This is a genomic window from Streptomyces sp. NPDC052101 (assembly GCF_040680235.1).
Lineage (GTDB): Bacteria > Actinomycetota > Actinomycetes > Streptomycetales > Streptomycetaceae > Streptomyces.
The window spans coordinates 22,007-41,160 of record NZ_JBFAWH010000048.1 but is presented as its reverse complement, the minus strand read 5'-3'; the positions used below and the strand labels follow the sequence as shown (position 1 = coordinate 41,160).

Genomic DNA, 19,154 nt, shown 5'->3' with positions numbered 1-19,154 from the left:
GGACGCGGATCACGCTCGGGCGGGGTCAGGCCCCGCACACGCTCGACCACCCGCCGCAGATGCTCCGGCGTCGTACCACAGCAACCACCGACCAGAGAGAGCCCGTAGTCCTGTACGAAGGTCTCCTGCGCGTCCGCCAGCCCCTCCGGGCCCAGCGGGAAGTGCGCACCGTCCTTGGTGAGGACCGGCAGGCCCGCGTTCGGCATGCACAGCAGCGGGATGCGTGAGTGCCGGGTGAGATAGCGCAGGTGCTCGCTCATCTCGGCGGGGCCGGTGGAGCAGTTCAGGCCGATCATGTCGATGCCCAGCGGCTCCAGAGCCGTCAGGGCCGCGCCGATCTCCGAGCCGAGCAGCATGGTGCCGGTGGTCTCGAAGGCCATCGAGACCAGGAGCGGGACCTCGGCGCCGAGGGCCTCCATGGCGCGGCGGGCGCCGAGGACGGAGGCCTTGGTCTGCAGGAGGTCCTGGGTGGTCTCCACGATCAGGGCGTCGGCGCCGCCCGCCAGCAGGCCTTCGGCGTTCGCCTGGAAGCCGTCCCGGAGGGTGGTGTAGCCGATGTGGCCGAGGGTGGGCAGCTTGGTACCGGGGCCGATGGAGCCGAGCACCCAGCGGGGGCGACCGTCGCCGGCGGCGAACTCGTCGGCCACCTCACGGGCGATACGGGCGCCCGCCTCGGACAGCTCGTGCACCCGGTCGGCGATCTCGTATTCCGCCATCGCCGCGTGGTTGGCCCCGAAGGTGTTGGTCTCCACGCAGTCGACGCCCACCGCGAAGTACGCCTCGTGGACGGAGCGGACGATGTCGGGGCGGGTGACGTTGAGGATCTCGTTGCAGCCCTCCAGCTGCTGGAAGTCCTCCAGTGTGGGCTCCTGGTCCTGGAGCATGGTGCCCATGGCTCCGTCGGCGACCACCACACGCGTGGCGAGCACCTGGCGGAGGGTTTCGCCGTCCGAGGTCACCGCGGGCATGGCAGGCCTCCCAGGTGTGCCGCCAGTTCCTCGGCCGCCGCCGTGCCGTAGGACTCGGCGATGACGGTGGTGAGCCGGCCGGGGTCGGGTTCGTAGGCCTGGGAACCCGTCTCGGAGAGTGCCAGTGAGGCCAGGGCACAGCCGAGTTGGGCCGCGCGCAGGCGGCTCAGGCCCCGGGCGAGGGCCGCGAGGAAGCCCGCGCGGAAGGCGTCGCCGGCACCGGTCGGGTCGGCGACCCGGACACCGGCGACGGCGGGTACGGTGAACGCCGGGCGGTCCGCGGCCTCGACCCGGACCCCGTCGGCGCCGAGCGTGGTGACCCAGGCGCCCACCTGCCCCAGGACGTCGTCGCGGCTCCAGCCGGTGCGTTCCAGCAGCAGGGCGGCTTCGTACTCGTTGGTGAACAGCCAGCGCGCCCCGGTCACCAGAGTGCGCGTCTGCTCGCCGTCGAGACGGGCCAGTTGCTGCGAGGGGTCGGCCGCGAAGGCGATGCCGAGCGCACGGCACCGCTCGGTGTGCCGCAGCATGGCGTCGGGGGCGTCGGGTGCCACAACCACGAGGTCGGGCAGCGGGTCGAGGCGCCCCAGGTCGATGTCCCCGGCCTCGGCCATGGCGCCGGCGTAGAACGCGGCGATCTGGTTGGCGTCCTGGTCCGTGAGGCACAGGAACCGGGCCGTCTGCCGCCGGGTGGAGACGTGTACGGCGCCGGTGTCGACGCCGTGGTCCTTCAGCCACTGCTCGTACTCGGCGAAGTCGCTGCCGACCGCGCCGACGAGCAGGGGGGTCAGGCCCAGCCCGCCGAGGCCGTAGGAGATGTTGGCGGCGGCCCCGCCGCGGCGCACCTCCAGCTCGTCGGCGAGGAACGACAGGGACACCCGGTCGAGCCGGTCGGGGATCAGCTGGTCCGCGATCCGGCCGGGGAAGGTCATGAGATGGTCGGTGGCGATGGAGCCGGTCACCGCGATGCGCATGGGAACTCCTGTCCCTGTCGGCCCGGCCGGTCAGCGGCCGGCGGCGGCGTTCAGCAGGTCGGCACGGTCGGTGCGCTCCCAGGTGAACTCGGGCAGTTCACGGCCGAAGTGGCCGTATGCGGCGGTGCGTGCGTAGATCGGCCGCAGCAGGTCGAGATCGCGGATGATGGCCGCCGGGCGCAGGTCGAACACCTCGTTGATGGCCCGCTCGATCGTGGCGCGCGGTACGCGTTCCGTACCGAAGGTCTCGACGAACAGGCCGACCGGTTCGGCCTTGCCGATCGCGTACGCGACCTGCACCTCGCAGCGTTCGGCGAGGTCCGCCGCGACCACGTTCTTGGCCACCCAGCGCATCGCGTAGGCGGCCGAGCGGTCCACCTTGGAGGGGTCCTTGCCGGAGAACGCGCCGCCGCCGTGGCGGGCCATGCCGCCGTAGGTGTCGATGATGATCTTGCGGCCGGTCAGGCCGGCGTCTCCCATCGGGCCGCCGATCTCGAAGCGGCCGGTGGGGTTGACCAGCAGGCGGTAGCCGTCGGTCTCCAGCTTGATGCCGTCCTCGGCCAGCACGGCCAGTACGGGCTCCACGACCTGCCGGCGGATGTCCGGCGTCAGCAGGTGGTCGAGGTCGATGCCCGCCGCGTGCTGGGAGGAGACGACCACCGTGTCCAGGCGCACCGGGCGGTCGTCCCGGTACTCGATGGTGACCTGTGTCTTGCCGTCGGGGCGCAGATACGGCACCGCGCCGTTCTTGCGCACCTCGGACAGCCGGCGCGACAGGCGGTGCGCGAGTTCGATGGGCAGGGGCATCAGGGTGGGGGTCTCGCGGGTGGCGTAGCCGAACATCAGCCCCTGGTCCCCGGCGCCCTGGGCGGCGAGTTCGTCGTCGGTGTCGCCGAGCCGCTGCTCGTAGGCGGTGTCCACGCCCTGGGCGATGTCCGGGGACTGGGCGCCGATGGACACCGACACGCCGCAGGACGCGCCGTCGAAGCCCTTGGCCGACGAGTCGTAGCCGATGCCGAGGACGGTCTCGCGGACGATTCCGGGGATGTCGGCGTAGGCGGCGGTGGTCACCTCACCGGCGACGTGGACCTGGCCCGTGGTGATCAGGGTCTCCACCGCCACCCGGGAGGCCGGGTCCTGCCGCAGGAGGGCGTCCAGGACGGCATCACTGATCTGGTCGGCGATCTTGTCGGGGTGGCCCTCGGTGACGGACTCCGAGGTGAACAGCCGGGTTGTCATGTCTCTCCTAGGCGTGAGGGGTCGTGGTCCAACGTGCGGCCCGCGTGGGGCGGTCAGGGGCTCGCCGGGCGGCGGGCGCGGGGGCGGTGACAGGTCGGGGCGGGTGCGGTGGTCGGGCGGGGGGCAGCGGGAGCCGGGTGCCTAGTGCCGGGGCGGCGCGGTACGGGGCACGGGGTACGGGGGCGGTGGCCGGGTGCCTGTCGGTCCTCGGCCACCTCCGGTCGCCGGGCTGCGGTGGGCTGTGGCGGGTTGTGACGGGGTGCGCCTGGGCATCGCGGGCGGCGGCGACTCCGGCGGGAGGGGTCCGTATACAGTCGCCGGGGCGGACGTCAGGCGGATGCCGGCTCGTTCCGCCGGGGTACCCCGTCTCTCCGGACGGAGAAGTGATCGCCCGTCACGGTGCGATTCCGGACCGGGCGGCTCCTCGTCGGGGCAGCCGCAGGAGCCCGGCACGTGCGGTGCGGGTGCGGGTGCGGGCAGCTCGGGGCGGGCGCCGGATCCGGGTGCGGGCCCGTGGTGTGTGTCCAGCCGTAGCGGGCGGAGCCCCCAGCGCCGGTGTGCGCGAAGCAGTAGAGCCGTACCGGCTCTTCCTCCGACATGTGCTGTCCCTCCTGGCGGGTCTGCGGCGGCACCAGCGTGGTTCTCGTCCGTCGAGAACGGGTGGAGGACCGCTCGACGTCGTCGCAGAGCCGCAGACCCGGCTCGGGTTGGAGGGCGCTCGTACGGGCGTGCGCAGCCCGTACGGTCAGGGCACGGGGAGGACCGGGGGCGCGGTGGGCAGCGTGTGCCAAAGGAGCGGGGCCGCACCGCAGTCCGCCGCCAGGTGCCGGGCGCGGCCCAGCATCGCGTCGGCCATGGAGTCCTCTCCCAGCTCGGACAGGGCGTCCCCGAGGCCCGCGTAGGCGCGGGCGAGTTCCAGCCGGTCGCCCGCGGCGCGCAGTTCGACGGTCGCCCTCGCCAGGGTGCCGGGCCGCCGGACGGGTTCCTCGGTGGCGGCCCGCACGCGCAGCGCGATGCCGCGGTGGCGTGCGCCGAGGTCGCCGGCCGCGCCGGACTGCTCGGTGATCAGGTCCGCGGCCTGCTCGGGCCTGCCCAGGCGGAGCAGGGCCTCGGCGGCGTCGGTCCGCCAGGGCAGGTGGGAGAAGACAGCGGCGTCCCGGCGGGTGGCGAGCTGCCCTGCCCGCAGGAAGTCGGTGAGCGCTTCCTCGGCAGGCCCCGTGGCCAGGAGGTACCGGCCGCGGGCTCTCAGGTACGGCAGCGCGTACGCCGTGTCCGGCAGGGGCCCGGGGGCCGCGTGGCGCAGCTGCCGGGCGGCCTCCTCGTAACGGCCCTGCTCGGTCAGCGCCTGGGCCAGGACGGCCGTCGGCCACAGCGTCAGGGCGCTGCCGGGCGGAGCGGTGCGCGCGGCGGTCTCGGCCTGCCGCTGGGCGGCCGCGAGGTCGCCGAGGCACAGCAGGGCCTCCGCGCGCAGCGCGCCGAACGCGGCCTTCAGGCCGGGCGTGCCGGTGGGTACGGGCCGCCCGAGCGCCCGGGTGCAGCGGTCGGCGGCTCGGCGCGGGTGCCCGGCCAGCAGCAGCGCCTGGGCGTCACGCAGCCGCGGCTCGAGGAGCATCGGACACGACGGGGTGTGCGTGTGACGGACCATGGCCCCAGTGAACCCCCGCACCGCGGGCCGGGCCACGCACCTCCAGCGAGGCTCCAGCGGTCCTGCGGCGGCGGGACAGCACTCCCTGACCACCCGCGCGGGGCGTCCCGCCGACCCGGGCGAAGTGCGTGAGACAGGTCTCCGTGACCGGCCCAGGTCGAGTGGTCACCGCGCCGCCCCAGGCCACGCGCGCAAAGCAGGGCCCCATGACCGGCCGCCAGGCGCTCACTCGGTCCAGGCCAGGTGGTCACCGCGCCGCCCCAGGCAAGGTGCGTGAGACAGGGCTCCATGACCAGCCCAGCCCGAACGGCCCCCGCAACGGCCCAGGCCAGCCACATAAGGCAGGGCTCCATGACCGGCCGCCAGGCGCTCGCGTCGGTTCAAGTCGGGTGGTCGCCGCGGGCGTTCAGCGGTGATCGTTCGGCTTCTGTGGTAGCAGGCGGCGGGTCAGTTCGCCGATCAGGTCGTCGCCGCGGTAGGGCGCGAGGACCTCGGGGACCGTCAGGTCGTCGAGGATCATGCCCTGGACGGCGAGGTAGAGCAGGACGACGTCGACGCGGTCGCCGGGCAGGGCGGCGTCCACGTGGAAGCGGACGTTCTCCTCCAGGACCTCGCTCATCGCCTTGGTGAGTTCGCGGCCGAGTTCGGGGCGGCGGGTGGCCTCCAGTCGCAGTTCGAGCATGGCGAGGTAGCCGGCCCGGTCGGCCTCCATGCGCTGGTGGATCTGGCGGACCAGGAGAACCACCAGTTCGCGGGAGGGTTCGGCGCGCATGATCTCGGTGACCTGCTCGGGATCGGGCGCGATGCGTTCGTGGGTGCGGCCCATGATCTGCAGCAGCAGGTCGTCCCGGTTGCGGAAGTAGTTGGAGCAGGTGCCCACGGGCACGCCGGCCTCGCCGTCGACCGCGCGGAACGTGAGGCCGCGCGAGCCTTCGCGGGCGAGGACTTCGATGGCCGCGTCGAGGAGGGCGGTACGGCGCGCCGGGTTCTGTCGCAAGGGGTCCTCTCCTAAGGTGTTGACACCACTTCACTTGAAGTACTACGGTCGAAGCACTTCATCACGGTACACCGCAACGGCCCCCAGGAGTCAATATGCGAATCCGCCCGTTCGACCAGCCTGAGTCCCTGCCGTTCGCCCAGTTCAGCCACGGTGGCCGGCACGGTCATGGCGTCCGGCAGCCCAAGCCCCGGTCCGTTCCCCGTCCCCGCCCGCTGCCCAAGCCCGGCACCCGGCGGTGAGTCACCGCCCAGTCCGACCGCCCACGACGACCAGTCGCCGGCCTCCTCACGAGGGGGCCGGCGACTTTTGCGTTCGGCGGCCGGCCGACCTGTCCTGCACCGGAAGTTGAGTGGCCCTCCAGAACCTCAAGCGAATCTCCAACGGACCACTTCCTCTCCTGAAGGAGATTTCGCGTGGCAGGCACCGAGGAACCCCTCTGGCGCGAGCTTTCCGGCTGGCGCGGTGCGGAGGGCGCGAAGACCTTCCCCTACGACGCCGTCATCGACCATCTGCGCGAGGTGGGAAAGCACTTCCTCTCCCCGCGGCTGCTGGCCCTGCTCGACACCTGCCGCCAGTCACTCGCCGAGCGGACCGGCGAAGGCGACACCTACCTCGCCCGGTTCCTCGACGTCCTGCTGGACAAGTACGACGGCTCGTACGACTACCCCAGTTACACCGGGCTGCCGCTGTTCCAGCAGTCGGCGCCCGAGCCGGCCGAGCCGGCCGGGAACTGGACGGCGACGCGCCACCGGCGCGACCGCCTGGTCCTGCTGCTGCTCGCGGATCTGATCGAGTTCGAGCAGCTGGTGCTGGACGGCACCCCGGCGGACCCGCAAGGCGCCCTGCCCGATCCCGCGCTCCTCGGCAAACGGCTGCGGCTGGCGGTCCGGGTGATGGAGCCGGCGGCGCTGCGCGTCCTGGACTCCGCCGTCGACCCCGTCTCCGTGGCGGCCACGCCCGGCCGCACCCCGGCCCGCCCACTGGCGATGGCGGTCCTGGCCGCCGCCGCCGACGAGGAGCGGCTGCTGCTGCGGACCAGCGTGCAGCCGGTGTACGTGCTCCATGACGAGTACCTGTTCCTGCGCGTCCTGCAGACGTTCGAGACGACGTTCGCCTTCATGTCCCGGACCTTGGACGCCGCGGTGCGGGCCCTCACCGGCGAGCAGCCCGGTGACGCCGCCACGCTGATCGCCTCGGTCGCCGACGTGCTGCGCGAGTCGCTGCCGCTGTTCTCCCTGCTGGCCACCATGCAGCCGGAGTCGTTCCAGGTGTTCCGGCAGTACACCGACGGAGCGAGCGCCATCCAGTCCGAGGGCTACAAGACCTTCGAGACGTACTGCTCCACCCCGGCGCGGGCACGGCTCGACTCGCCCGCGTTCACCGCCGTACCGAGGGTGCGCGAGGCGGTGCTGGCCGGACGGGAGACCGTCCAGGGCACCTGGGAGGACGTAGTGGCCAGTGGCTGGCTGACCGAGCAGGACGCCGGCGCCGTACGCGCGGCGGCACGGCAGCTGGAGGCGGTGCACCAGCGGTGGAAGCAGACCCACTACCGGCTGGCGGTGCGGATGATCGGGGAACGGACCGGCACCGGGTCCACCGAGGGCGTTCCGTACCTGAAGTCGGTCATCGCCAACCGCCTCTTCCCGGCCGTGCAGTCCGGCCCTTCACCCGTCGCCGGGCCGGCTCTGGAGCAGCAGCCCGCGGCGGGCTGAGGAAACGAACGGAGGGACACCGAACCCCATGAGCAAGCGCGCCACGAGCGGACGCCCGGGCACTGCCCGCCGCGCCCTGAACCCGCAGGCGGCGGACCATCTGCTGGTCTACGAGTACGACCGCGGCAGCAACTACGAGAAGGACACCCGGCTCACCACCGCGCTGTCCGCCCTGCTGCCCGCGGAGCAGCTGATCCACCCCGACCAACGGCTGTTCCAGAGCGTACATCTGATCTCGGAGTACGCCTGGGCGGCGATGCACCACGAGATGTGCCGCGTGGTGCAGCTGCTCGACGAGGGCGACTTCCTGCTGGCCGCCCAGGTGCTGGAGCGATCGGCCGCGCTGGGCCGGATCCCGGTGCAGGCGCTGAACACTCTCGTGGAGTTCCTGCCGCAGACTGCCCTGCTGGCCATGCGGGAGTCGTTCCCGCCGAACACCACCGGTTTGGACTCCCCCGGCGCACGCAACCTGCGCCGCGCCGCTCAGCCGCTATGGCGGGCCTTCACCCGCGCCCTGGAGCGCGCGGAGCGCACGCCCGAGGATCTGATCACCGCCGAGGGCCGCACTTCCCGGCCCGCCGAGGACGACCGGGCCGCCGTCGAACTGGCCCTGGTCCGGCAGGGCCTGATGCGGCTCGACGCCGCCGTGGGCGACTGGAAACAGCTCCATCTGCGGCTCGTGTGGGGCCAGTTGGGCGGGCATCCGGAGGCCGAACCGCTGGCCGGGGCCGACCCCGGCCGGCCTGCCGAGGCCACCGCGCACGCCACGGGCGGCTGCCCCGTCCTGCCCACCAGCCTGCGCGGTGAGTCCACGCTCAGCCTCCGCAAGATGGCCGAACGCACCCTCTTCCCCCAGCTGTGGGACTCCGTGGATGCCATCTACCGACGTCTCGTCCCCGCCGCTCCGGCGTCCTGACCGATCCCGAAGGACCTGCCATGACCTCGACGCTTTCCGCCGACGACCGCACCGCAGAGCTTGCGACCCTGGTACGCACCGCATGGGCCGAGGGCCTCGGCCACCACGACTTCCACGACGACGAGAACTTCTTCGCCGTCGGCGGCCACTCAATGTGCGCCGTGCGGATCGTGCGCGCCCTCAAGGGCCGCCTGAACTCATCGCTGACGGTACGGCAGTTCTTCCTGTACCCGACGGTCGCGGAACTGGCCGTGTTCCTGGCCGGGACCGTCCCGGCCGCGGCGCACGGCGCGGCCCGTACGGAGGCCGGGGCGTGAGCGCCGCTTCCGCCGCCCAGCTGGAGATCTGGCTGGCCGACCAGTGCGAGCCGGAGTCCGGCCGCTACAACATCCCGTTCAGCCTGGAGATCCGCGGCGAGCTGGACGAACGGGCGCTCCGGAAGGCCCTCGCGGACGTCCTGGTCCGCCACCCGTCGCTCGCCGGACGGTTCGAGACGTCGGACGGGGACCTCTACCACGTCCCCGAGCCCACCGCGGTGACGCCGCTGCACATCTCCGTGCGCCCCGGGCGCTACGACCGGTCGGCGGCGCTCGCCGACGCCTCCCTAGCCGCCGGACGCCCGCTCGACCCGGGCACCGCACCGCTGCTGCGGGCCGAGGCGGTGCGCTACGAGGGCGTCTCGCTGGTGACGGTGACGGTGCATCACATCGTCGCCGACGGCCGTTCCGCCGAGGTAGTGGCCGAGGACCTGGTCAGCGCCTACCGGGCCCGCAGCGCGGGCGGCGATCCGGGCTTCGTGCCGGTGCCGGTGCCCGCCCTGCGCCCGCTCCCCAAGGCCCCCGACCCGTACTGGGCGCACCTGCTGCGGGGCGACCCGGCGCTGCTCGCCCCGCTGCCCGACCTGGTGCGCGCCGAGGACGGACTGCGCGGGCCGGCGGGCTTCACCGAGCGTCCGCTGCCGGCGGCGCGCCTGGCGGCGCTGCGCTCGCTCGCCGCCCGCGAGGGCGTCAGTCCCGCGATCGTGCTGCTCGCGGTGTGGAGCCTGCTGCTGCACGCCTGGTCCGGCGACGACGACGGGGTGCTCGGCATGCCGTTCGCCGGCCGGGACGAACCGGGTACCGAGGACGCGGTGGGCCTGTTCACCCGGGTGCTGCCAGTGCGTACCGAGCGGAACGCCGGGCGGGCCTTCGGCGACTACGCCGCCGATCTCGGCGAGCAGGTGCTGTCGTCCATGGAGGCCCACGCCGAGGCGGGCGACCCGCCGCCCGGGTCCACCCCGCTCTACTCGACGGTCTTCCTGCACCAGCCGCGCTCCACGACGTCCTGGCGGATGCCGGACGCCACCGTGCGGCTGCTGCACCCGAACACCGCGGTGGCCAAGTACGACCTGGCGTTCGCGGCCGTGGAGGCACCGGACCACCTCGTACTGCGCATCGACTACGACGCGGCCCTGTACACGCCCGCCACCGCCGAGCTGATGACCGAACAGCTCGACCGGGCGCTCGCCGCCGCGGCCCGGCCCGACATCACCTGCGGGGAACTGATCTCCGCCCTGGCCGCCGAGCGTGACCGGACCGCTGCGGTGCCCGCGAGCGACCCGGTCGCCGCGGCCACCGTTGCGCAGCTGGTCCTCGAACAGGCGCGCCGGGCTCCGGACGCGGTCGCCGTCGTCCACGACGGGGTGCGGCTGAGCTACGGCGAACTCGTGCGGGACGCCGCACGGATGGCGCACTGGCTGCGCTCGCAGGGGGTGCGCACCGACGACATCGTGGCCCTGCTGCTGCGGCCGGGCCCGGACACGGTGACCGCGCTGCTGGCCGTCGGGCTGGCGGGTGCCGCCTATCTGCCCCTCGACCCGGCCTATCCCGACGCCCAGTTGCGGATGGTGGTCGCCGACGCCCGCCCCCGGCTGCTGATCGCCGAGGAGGGCGAGGAGCACCGCGTCGACGGGCTGCCCGTGCACAGCCCGCGCGGGATCCGGCGGGCGGCCGCACCGATGCCGGTGCTGCCTCCGCAGACCTCGGCGAACCGGGACACGGCGTTCAACGTGCTCTACACCTCCGGGTCCACGGGCCGGCCCAAGGGCGTGGTCCTGCACCACGGTGGGGTGCTGCGGATGATGCACCGCCCCGAGTTCATCGCTCTCGGGCCCGACGACACCGTCTCGCATCTGTCACCGCTCAACTTCGACGGCGCCACCTACGAGATCTGGGGCGCGCTCACGCACGGTGCCACCCTCGCCGTGCTCGGCAAGGAACTCGTCCTCAGCCCCCGGGATCTCAGGTCCGCCCTGCGGGCGCTGGAGGTGACCACGCTGCTGGTCACCACGCCGCTGCTCAACCGTCTGATCGAGGACGCGCCCGACCTGCTGCAGTCGCTGCGCCGCGTCTACTTCGGCGGGGAGATCATCTCCGTGCCGCACATCCGCAAGGCGCTGCGCTGGGCGCGACCGGGCACGCTGCTGCACAGCTACGGTCCCACCGAGAACTCCTTCACCTCCTCCTGGCATCCCATCGAGGCGGTGCCCGAGGGGGCGCGGACCGTGCCGATCGGGCAGGCCGTACCGGACACCCGGCTGCATGTGGTGCTGGAGGGCACGCTGGAGCCCGCGCCCGCCTATGTGCCGGGTGAGCTGGTGCTGGGCGGGGCGGGCGTGGCCCGGGGCTACCTGGGCGACCCGCGGCGTACCGCGGAACGGTTCGTGCCGGACCCGTTCTCCGGTGAGGAGGGCGCGCGGCTGTACCGTACCGGCGACCGGGTGCGGTGGGGGGCCGACGGGCAGCTGGAGTTCATCGGCCGCGACGACAACCAGGTCAAGATCCGCAGCCAGCGGGTGGAACTCGGCGAGGTCGAGGCGGCGCTGCGCGCGCACCCGGAGGTGCGCGGCGCGTTCGTGACCGCGCGGGTGAACGGGCGCGGCGAGAAGGAGATCGTCGGCTACGCGGTCCTGGACCGTCCGGCCGCCCTGGACGCCGTACGCGCCCATCTGCGCACCGTGTTGCCGCAGTTCGCGGTGCCCTCGCATCTGCTGACCGTGTCCGAGCTGCCGCTGACCGCGAACGGGAAGATCGACCGCAGGCGGCTGCCCGAGCCGCCCGACGCGACGGCGGCCGCACCCGCGCCCGACGCGCCCGCACCCGCCGCCGCTCGCGGCGCGGCGCCGGCGGCGGACGGCGTGCACGGGGTGACGGGCGCCGTGCTGAACGCCTGGCAGCAGGTGCTGCCCGGCCGCGTCTTCGACCGGGACACCAACTTCTTCGACGCGGGTGGCCATTCGTTGCTGCTGGCCAGGCTGCAGGAGGCGCTGCGGACCGCCACCGGCACCAAGCCGTCCGTCGCCGACCTGATGCGGCACACGACCGTACGGGCCCAGGCCCGGCTGCTCGGCGGCGCCGCGGCCGGCGAGGAGGAGGCGCCCACCACGGCCCGCACCTCGCGGCCGACGGCCGCGGGCGACGGCGCCGGGAGCGATGCCATCGCCGTGATCGGCATGGGTGCCCGGTTCGCCGGAGCGGGCGACCTGGCCGCGTTCTGGGACAACCTGGAGGCCGGCCGGGACTGCTTCAGCGAGGGCCCGGGGCCGCTGATCACCGAACACGGCGACGGGACGCGCCGGGTGGCCCGCTGGGGCATGCCCGCCGACGGCACCGGCTTCGACGCCGGACTGCTCGGCTTCACCGCCGAGGACGTCGCGGCCGGCGACCCGCAGCAGGGCGTGCTGCACGAGGTGCTGTGGGCGGCCGTCGAGGACGCCTCGCTGCGCCTGTCCGACATCGCCCGCCGCACCAGCCTGTACGCGGGGTGCCCCCGTGTCGTGCGGACCGACGGGGAGGCCCGCGTGGACGACGTGGTCAACGCCGACCCGACGTTCGTCGCGTCCCGTTTCGCGTATCTGCACGACCTGTGGGGCGAGGCCCTGCTGCTGGACACCGCCTGTTCCACCGGCCTGTACGCGGTGCACCTCGCCTGCCGGGCGCTGCTGCGCGGGGAGAGCGACTACGCCCTGGCCGGGGCGGTCTCCCTGGACGGTGAGTCCGACGGCTCCTACACCTTCCGGCCGGGCCTGCTGTACGCCGAGGACGGGGTGTGCCGCCCCTTCGACCGGCGGGCCACCGGGACCGTCGGCGGGTTCGGCGCGGGCGCGCTGCTGCTGCGCAGGCTCTCGGACGCCGAGCGGGACGGGGACCCGGTGTACGCCGTGATCCGGGGCAGCGCCGTCAACAACGACGGCCGGGCGCGCGTCGGTTACTCGGCCCCTGGGGTCGAGGGCCAGGCGCGGGTGATCCGCCATGCGCTGCAGGCGGCCGGGGTGTCCGGCACCGACGTGGGCTATGTCGAGGCCCACGGGACCGGCACCCGTCTCGGGGACGCCATCGAGGCGAGCGCCCTCGGTGAGGCACTGGGCACGTCCGGGCCCCCGGTCGCGGTCGGTTCGGTGAAGGCGTCCGTCGGTCACTGCAACACGGCGGCGGGCATCGCCGGGCTGATCAAGACGGTGCTCGCGGTGCACCACGGGGTGCTGCCCGCCACACCGAACGTGGGCGAGCCGATCGACGAGCTGGTGCCGGGCGGGCGGCTGGGCCTGCTGGCCGAGACCCGGGCGTGGGACTCCCCCGCCGCCGGGCCGCGTACCGCGGGTGTCAGCTCCTTCGGAGTCGGCGGCACGAACGCCCATGTGGTCGTGCAGGAACACATACGGGAAAGGGTGTGAACGCCGCCATGACGATCACGGACACGACGACCTGGTCGGCCGGTGCGACCGCACGGGCGGCGGTGTTCCCGGCACTGCCGGGTGCGCCCCGGGTGCTGGCCGTCTCGGCCCGCGACGAGCCGTCCGCGGCGGCCGCGTGCGAGCGGCTCGCCGACCGGCTGGAGCGCGATCCGTCGCTCGGTGTGTACAACGTGGCGGTGACCCTCGCGCACGGGCGTGAGCGGTTCGCCGTACGGCACGCGGTGACCGGCACGGACCCGCTCGGGCTGGCGGCGGCGCTGCGCGCCTCGGCCCGCCGTGCGCGCCCGGCCGGATCCGCCGGGACCCTGGTGCTGGACCTCGGCGACGGCTCGGCGCCCGGCGGCGAGCCGGACCTGCCTCAGGTCGCCGAGGCGCTCGCCCTGGCCGAGGCGCTGGAGCTGGGGCCGGACACCGACCGGGCCGCGGCCCGCACGGCCGCCGTGCTGCACGGCGTCGGGGCGTGGCTGGCCGCCCGCGGCCTGCGTCCCGACGCGATACGCGGCCGGGGCCCGGCGGCGGCCGCCGCGGCGGCCCTGCACGGCTCGCTCGCGCTGCCGGACGCGCTGCGCGCGGCTGCCGCACACACCCTGCCCCCCGCGGCCGACGCCCCGGCCGAACCGGACCTGGTGATCCGGCTGGCAGTACGGGCCGACGGGGCTACCGGGCCGGTGGCGGACGCCCGCGGCACGGCCGACTCCGGTCGCGAGCTGTCCTTCGACGCGCTGGAACCGGCGTCCTACGCAGGGCTGTTCGCGGCGCTGTGGGAGCACGGCATCGACGTGGACTGCTCGCTGGGGGCGCCCGGCCGGCGGGTACGGCTGCCCGGTTACCCCTTCCAGCGGTCCGGCTCCGTCGCCGCCCCGCCGCCCGGGCTGCGCCCGCTCACGCCGCACGAGCAGCGCTGGCTCTTCCACGACCTGGTGCGCCGCGGCGACGCCGTGGAGCACACGCTGTGCGCGACGGCCGTGCTGCCGGGCCCGGCGCCCGAACGGGCCGCCGCCGAGGCCGCGTTGGCCCGGCTGCTGGAGCGGCGTCCGGAGCTGCGCACGGTGTTCACCCGGCACACCGGCCGCTGGTTCGCGGCCGTCTCCCGGCAGCCGGTGCCGGCGGACGTACTGCCCCGGGACGAACGCGGCGAGCCGGCCGCCCGCGCGCGCGCCGCCGCCGTCGAGGCGACGTTCGCCGCCGCCGACGTCCCGCTCGTGCGGTGTGCGCTGGCTCCGGCGGACGGCCGGTGGGCGGTGGCGCTCGCCGTCTACGCCCCCGTCGCCGGATCCGCCTCCGCCGCCGAACTGCTCGACGAGCTGCTCACCGAGTGGCCCGCCCCCACCGCAGTCTGACACCCGGCCGACCCCCTCCCCCTGAAAGGACTGTCATGACCGTCGTCCAGGACCACACCACCGCCCTCGCACCGCCCGCCGACTGGGCCGGTGCCGCACCCGCCCCGATGGGCGTGGACCAGGCCTTCAACGGCTATGTCGCCGCTACGGTCGTCCACGCCCTGGACCGCCTCGGCATCTGGGACCGGCTGGCCGCCGACCCGCTGCTGGACCTGCGGGTCGTCGCCGCCGACCTGGGCCCCGCCGTCCGCGAGCGGGTCCTGCGCGAACTCGTCCGGGCCGCCGCCACCTGCGGCTGGCTGCGGCTGCAGGACGGCGACAAGGCGCTGCTGACCTCCGCCGGCCAGGAGATCATCCGCATGCGCGGCTACTTCACCTGGGGCGTCGGCGGATACGACGAGGTGTTCGCACAGGCCCATCGCATCGTCTCCGGCGAGGCTGCGTTCGGCACCGGCGTGCTGCGCGACGAGGCCATGGTGGCGCTCGGCTCGGGTCAGAACGACCGCTCGTTCATGGCGGGCACGCTCGACGAGGTCCTCGCCGACGTGGACTTCTCCGTCCTCGCCGACCTGGGCAGCGGCATCTCCGCACGGGTCTCCCGCGTCGTCGGCGAGCGCCCCGGCACCCGCGGCCTGGGCCTGGACATCAGCGGCCCGGCCACCGAGCTGGGGCACCGCACGATCGCCGAGGCGGGGCTCGCGGACCGGGTGCAGGCGATCCAGACGGACGTGCTGGACGTGTGCCACCGGGACGCGCACCGCGACAAGCTCGCGGAAGTGGACACGGTGATGAGCTTCTTCCTGCTGCACGACCTGCTCGCCGATCCGGTGACCCGTCCGCACACCTTCACGCGGATGCGTGAGGCGTTCCCCGCGGCCCGCACGTTCGTGCTCGCCGACACCGTGCTGCGTCCGGACAGCGAGAACGCGACGGCACTGCCGGTGTTCTCGCTCGGCTACGAGCTGGCGCACGCCCTCATGGGCGTCCCGCTGCACACCAAGGAGACCTACGAGGAACTGTTCGCGGCGGCCGGCCTGGTGCCGCGCCGCATCGTGCCGTTCGGCACGCCGCACTCGTGGCTGTACGTACTGGAGGCGCACTGATGCCCGGGCCCCTGGCAGCGGTACGGGAGCTGACCCCCCGCACCCGGATCGTTCTCGGCGTCAACGCCGTCAACTCCTTCGGCGGCGGCCTGGTGCTGCCGTTCCTGTGGATCTATCTCAGCGAGGTACGGGGGCTGCCCGCGTGGGTGCCGTCGTCGACGCTGGCCGTGCAGGCGGCCACCGCCGTGGTCGGCGGGCTGCTGTGGGGCGCCCTGCTCGACCGGTTCACGCCGCGCACCACGGTCCCGGTGGTGATGGCGGTCGCGGGCGCGGGCACGGCCCTGTACGCGCAGGCCACCGGCGCGGTCACGGCGATGGTCGCGGCGGTGGTGTACGGCTTCGGGATCAGCGGAGTCGGCACGGTGCTGCGGTTCCTGTACGCCGGGGCCGCCTCGGCGCGGGAGCGGCAGCTCGCCTACTCGGCGGACTACGCCGTGTTCAACGCCATGACCGGGCTCGGTGTGCTGGCCGGCGGTGCGGTGGCGTCCCTGGACACGGGATCCCGGGCGGCGCGGTTCGCGGCGCTGTACCTCGCCGACGGTGCGACGTTCTGGCTGGCCGGGGCGGCGTTGTTCTGGCTGCTGCCGCGGGCCGTCGAGGCCGCCGGCGCGGGCGGCGGTGACGGTGTGCAGAGCACCGGCCGGCGCGGCTACCGCGAGGTGCTGACACAACGTCACATCGGCGCCCTCCTGGGCGCTCTGACGCTGTGCTCACTCGTGTCGTACGGGCAGTTCCGCTCGGGCCTGCCCGGCTATCTGACGAGGGACGGCGCGGTGGGAGCGGGCGGCGTCTCCGGCGCCTTCGCCGTCAACATCGTGGTCGCGGTGGTCGCCCAGGTGCTGCTGGCCGAACGGCTGGGGCGGATCAGGCGCAGCACGGTCCTCGCCGTCTCCGGGGCGACCTGGGCCGTGGCATGGGCCCTGGTCCTGGCCGCCGGGGAACAGCGCGGCGGGAGCGCGCTCGGCCTGGCGCTGGCCGGAGTCGTGCTGCTCTCGGTCGGTGAGGCGCTGGTCTTCCCGGTGGTCACGTCCCTGCTGAACGACCTCGCGCCGGAGGCGATCCGCGGCCGGGTCAACGCCCTGCTGTCGGTGGCCGTCTCCACCGGTTCCGTGGCCGGCCCGGCTCTGGCCGGCGCCACTCTGCCGGTCGCGGACGGCATCGCCCTGGTGGCCGTGCTGGTCTTCGCCTGCCTCGCCGTCGTCGCCGTGGCCGTACGGCTGCGGACGACGCTCGGCGCCGCCGCGGACCTGCCCGCGGTGGACGGTGAGCAGAGCACCGCCGAAGCGGAGGAGGACCGGGCCGTCGCCACTCCCGAACCGGCTCCGGCCGCCGCCTAGCCCCAGCGAAATCCTCAGCGAAATCCTCAGCGAAGGTCCGCAGATGTCGTACACCATGAACCACTGGCCGCTCACCGCCGTCCGGGTGCGCACCTCGCGCATCGAGTTGCGCTGGCCCTCGCCCGAGGATCTGGACGCGCTCGCCGAGCGTGCCGTCGAGGGCGTTCACGCGCCGGGCTTCATGCCGTTCTTCTCTCAGTGGACGGACGGCACCCCCGAGGAGGTCGCCCGCCGGGTGCTGCAGCGGCACTGGAACGCGATGGCGTCCTGGAGCCCCGAGGACTGGACGCTCTACCTGGTGGTCGTCCACGACGGCGAGGTCATCGGCTCGCAGAGCCTCGGCGCGCGGGACTTCGGCGTCACCCGGGAGGTCCTGCTGACGTCCTGGCTGTCCCGGAGCCGGCAGGGCGAGGGGCTCGGCGGGCACGCCCGGGCCGCCGCCCTGGAGCTGGCCTTCACGGGGCTCGGCGCCGAGCAGGCGTTCTCCGTGGTCCGCCAGGGCAACGACGCCTCGCAGGGCGTGTGCCGCAAGTTCGGCTTCGAGCACGACGGCGTCCAGGTCAACGCCGTCCGCGGCGAACGGGCCGTCAGCGACCGCTTCCGGCTCAGCCGGGACCGCTGGTCGGCGCACCGCTCCGTCGGGGCCGAGGTGAGCGGCACCGGGCCCGCGCTGCCCCTGTTCGGCGTTCCGGCCCCGCCCGCCCGCCCGGGCGGATCCGCCGCCCCGCACGCCCCCTTGGCGAGTGTGCTCTCCGGAGTGCGCTACGCCGAGGAGTCCGACCTGCCCACGGTCTGAAGCCCGCAGTCCGAAGCCCCCGCACAGCCCACGAACCCACCCGCCAGCGAAGGAAGACGCCCATGCCCGACCGTTCCGTCATCGCCGTCGTCTACGACCGGGGCTCCGCGACCGCGCTCGACATCGTCGACGGCCTGGCTCCGCTGGGCACGCCGGTGCTGGCGATGTGGCCCTCCCCGGACACGGACTCCGTCCGGCCGCTGGTCGAGGATCTGGCGCCCGTCGTCGTACTGGATCCCGGGGATCTCGACGCGTCGGCGGAGCTGCTGCGGGCCCACCGCCCGGACGCCATCGTGACCTTCAGCGAGTCCAGGCTGTCCGACACCGCGGAACTCGCCGTACGGCTGGGGCTGCCCTACCACGCGCCGGAGACGGTGCGGCTGCTGCGCGACAAGTACGCCCAGCGGCGGCGGCTGCGGGAACGGGGCGTGGACTCCGTACGCTCCCACCGGCTCGAACAGCCCGGCGACTGGGCGGCGGCGCTCGCCGCGGTCGGGCTGCCCGCCGTGCTCAAGCCGTCGTCCGGTGAGGGCAGCCGCAGCACCCATCTGGTCGAGGACGCCGAGCACGGCGCCGCACTCGCCGGCGAGCTGCTGTCCGGCACAGACCGGGAGGCGGACCTGGTGCTGGAGGAGTACCTGCGGGGCCGGGACTGCGGGCCCTACGGCGACTACGTCTCGGTGGAGTCGGCGGTGTCCGGCGGCCGTGTCTCGCACTGGGCGGTGACCGGCAAGTTCCCGCTGGCGCCGCCGTTCCGCGAGACCGGACAGATACGCCCGGCGGTGCTGCCCGAGCCGGAACACGCGGCCACGCTCCGGCTGGTCACCGACGCGCTGCACGCCCTGGGCGTGACCACCGGCATCACCCACACCGAGGTGAAGCTGACCCCGGCCGGCCCGCGGATCATCGAGGTCAACGGGCGGCTCGGGGGCTGGCAGGTGCAACTGGCCCGCCTCGCCGGGGATCCGCACCCCGTCACGCTCGCCGGGCGCCTGGCCCTCGGCGAGCAGGTGCCGGACGCGCCGGAGGGCGGGGAACGGGTGGTGTTCACCCGTTCGTTCGCGGCGCCCGTCGAGGGCGGCACCTATGCCGGGGTGCAGGGCCTGCGCGCCACCCTCGCCCTGGACGGCGTGGAGAGCGTCGTCTGCCCGTTCTCCCCCGGTGACCCCGTCCCCGCGGGCGTGCAGTCGGGCGAGATCGGCTGGGTGGAGGGGGCGGTGCCCGACCACGACACCATGTTCCAGGTCGTCGAGGAGGTGCTCGGCCTGCTGTCCTTCACGGTGGAGGTCCCCGGCAGGCAGCAGCGCACGGTGTCCGGGTCCGTCCTCGCGCCGGCCTCGTGAACCGGCCGGGCAACAGCTCCAGCGGCGCTCGAGCCGGATCGTCCACGCTCTG

General features: G+C 74.1%; 14 protein-coding genes. 9 read left to right on the top strand and 5 right to left on the bottom strand.

The features are described 5' to 3' along the window. The 5 genes from AB0L75_RS40095 to AB0L75_RS40075 all read right to left on the bottom strand — a co-directional run. On the bottom strand, positions 1–968 hold a 968-nt coding region (locus tag AB0L75_RS40095; protein WP_365191214.1), incomplete at its 3' end, for a homocysteine S-methyltransferase family protein. Then, entirely contained in the window at positions 956–1,939 is a 984-nt protein-coding gene (locus AB0L75_RS40090; protein WP_365191213.1) for a carbohydrate kinase family protein, read from the bottom strand. The genes AB0L75_RS40090 and AB0L75_RS40095, both read right to left, overlap by 13 nt. 30 nt (positions 1,940–1,969) lie before the next feature. Beyond that, complete coding sequence (gene metK / locus AB0L75_RS40085; RefSeq protein WP_365191212.1) at positions 1,970–3,178, bottom strand: methionine adenosyltransferase; 1,209 nt, start codon at positions 3,176–3,178, stop codon at positions 1,970–1,972. Positions 3,179–3,923: 745 nt separating this feature from the next. Beyond that, entirely contained in the window at positions 3,924–4,790 is an 867-nt protein-coding gene (locus AB0L75_RS40080) for a hypothetical protein (RefSeq protein WP_365191211.1), read from the bottom strand. A gap of 439 nt (positions 4,791–5,229) precedes the next feature. Continuing rightward, complete coding sequence (locus AB0L75_RS40075) at positions 5,230–5,820, bottom strand: TetR family transcriptional regulator (RefSeq protein ID WP_365191210.1); 591 nt, start codon at positions 5,818–5,820, stop codon at positions 5,230–5,232. A 416-nt stretch (positions 5,821–6,236) separates the two neighbouring features. Between AB0L75_RS40075 and AB0L75_RS40070 the strand changes: the two genes are divergently transcribed. The 9 genes from AB0L75_RS40070 (at position 6,237) to AB0L75_RS40030 (ending at position 19,102) form a co-directional block, all read left to right on the top strand. After that, positions 6,237–7,535 (top strand): tryptophan 2,3-dioxygenase, encoded by a 1,299-nt coding sequence (locus AB0L75_RS40070; RefSeq protein ID WP_365191209.1) that lies wholly within the window; start codon positions 6,237–6,239, stop codon positions 7,533–7,535. Positions 7,536–7,563: 28 nt separating this feature from the next. Further along, a complete protein-coding gene (locus AB0L75_RS40065) occupies positions 7,564–8,451 on the top strand; it encodes a hypothetical protein (protein WP_365191208.1) in 888 nt (295 codons plus the stop codon). Positions 8,452–8,471: 20 nt separating this feature from the next. Next, positions 8,472–8,768 carry an acyl carrier protein gene (locus AB0L75_RS40060; RefSeq protein WP_365191207.1) on the top strand — a complete coding sequence of 99 codons (297 nt, stop codon included), beginning with the start codon at positions 8,472–8,474 and terminating at the stop codon, positions 8,766–8,768. Beyond that, a complete protein-coding gene (locus AB0L75_RS40055; protein ID WP_365191206.1) occupies positions 8,765–13,162 on the top strand; it encodes an amino acid adenylation domain-containing protein in 4,398 nt (1,465 codons plus the stop codon). Before AB0L75_RS40060 ends, AB0L75_RS40055 begins: the two co-directional genes overlap by 4 nt. Before the next feature lie 8 nt (positions 13,163–13,170). Continuing rightward, entirely contained in the window at positions 13,171–14,523 is a 1,353-nt protein-coding gene (locus AB0L75_RS40050; protein WP_365191205.1) for a hypothetical protein, read from the top strand. 35 nt (positions 14,524–14,558) lie between these two features. Further along, positions 14,559–15,626, top strand: a complete 1,068-nt coding sequence (locus AB0L75_RS40045; RefSeq protein ID WP_365191204.1) for a methyltransferase — start codon at positions 14,559–14,561, stop codon at positions 15,624–15,626. Next, positions 15,626–16,963 (top strand): MFS transporter, encoded by a 1,338-nt coding sequence (locus tag AB0L75_RS40040; protein WP_365191203.1) that lies wholly within the window; start codon positions 15,626–15,628, stop codon positions 16,961–16,963. Before AB0L75_RS40045 ends, AB0L75_RS40040 begins: the two co-directional genes overlap by 1 nt. 43 nt (positions 16,964–17,006) lie before the next feature. After that, complete coding sequence (locus tag AB0L75_RS40035; RefSeq protein WP_365191202.1) at positions 17,007–17,759, top strand: GNAT family N-acetyltransferase; 753 nt, start codon at positions 17,007–17,009, stop codon at positions 17,757–17,759. A 62-nt stretch (positions 17,760–17,821) separates the two neighbouring features. Beyond that, positions 17,822–19,102, top strand: coding sequence for a hypothetical protein (locus AB0L75_RS40030; protein WP_365191201.1), 1,281 nt, complete (start codon positions 17,822–17,824; stop codon positions 19,100–19,102). Positions 19,103–19,154 lie beyond the last annotated feature (52 nt).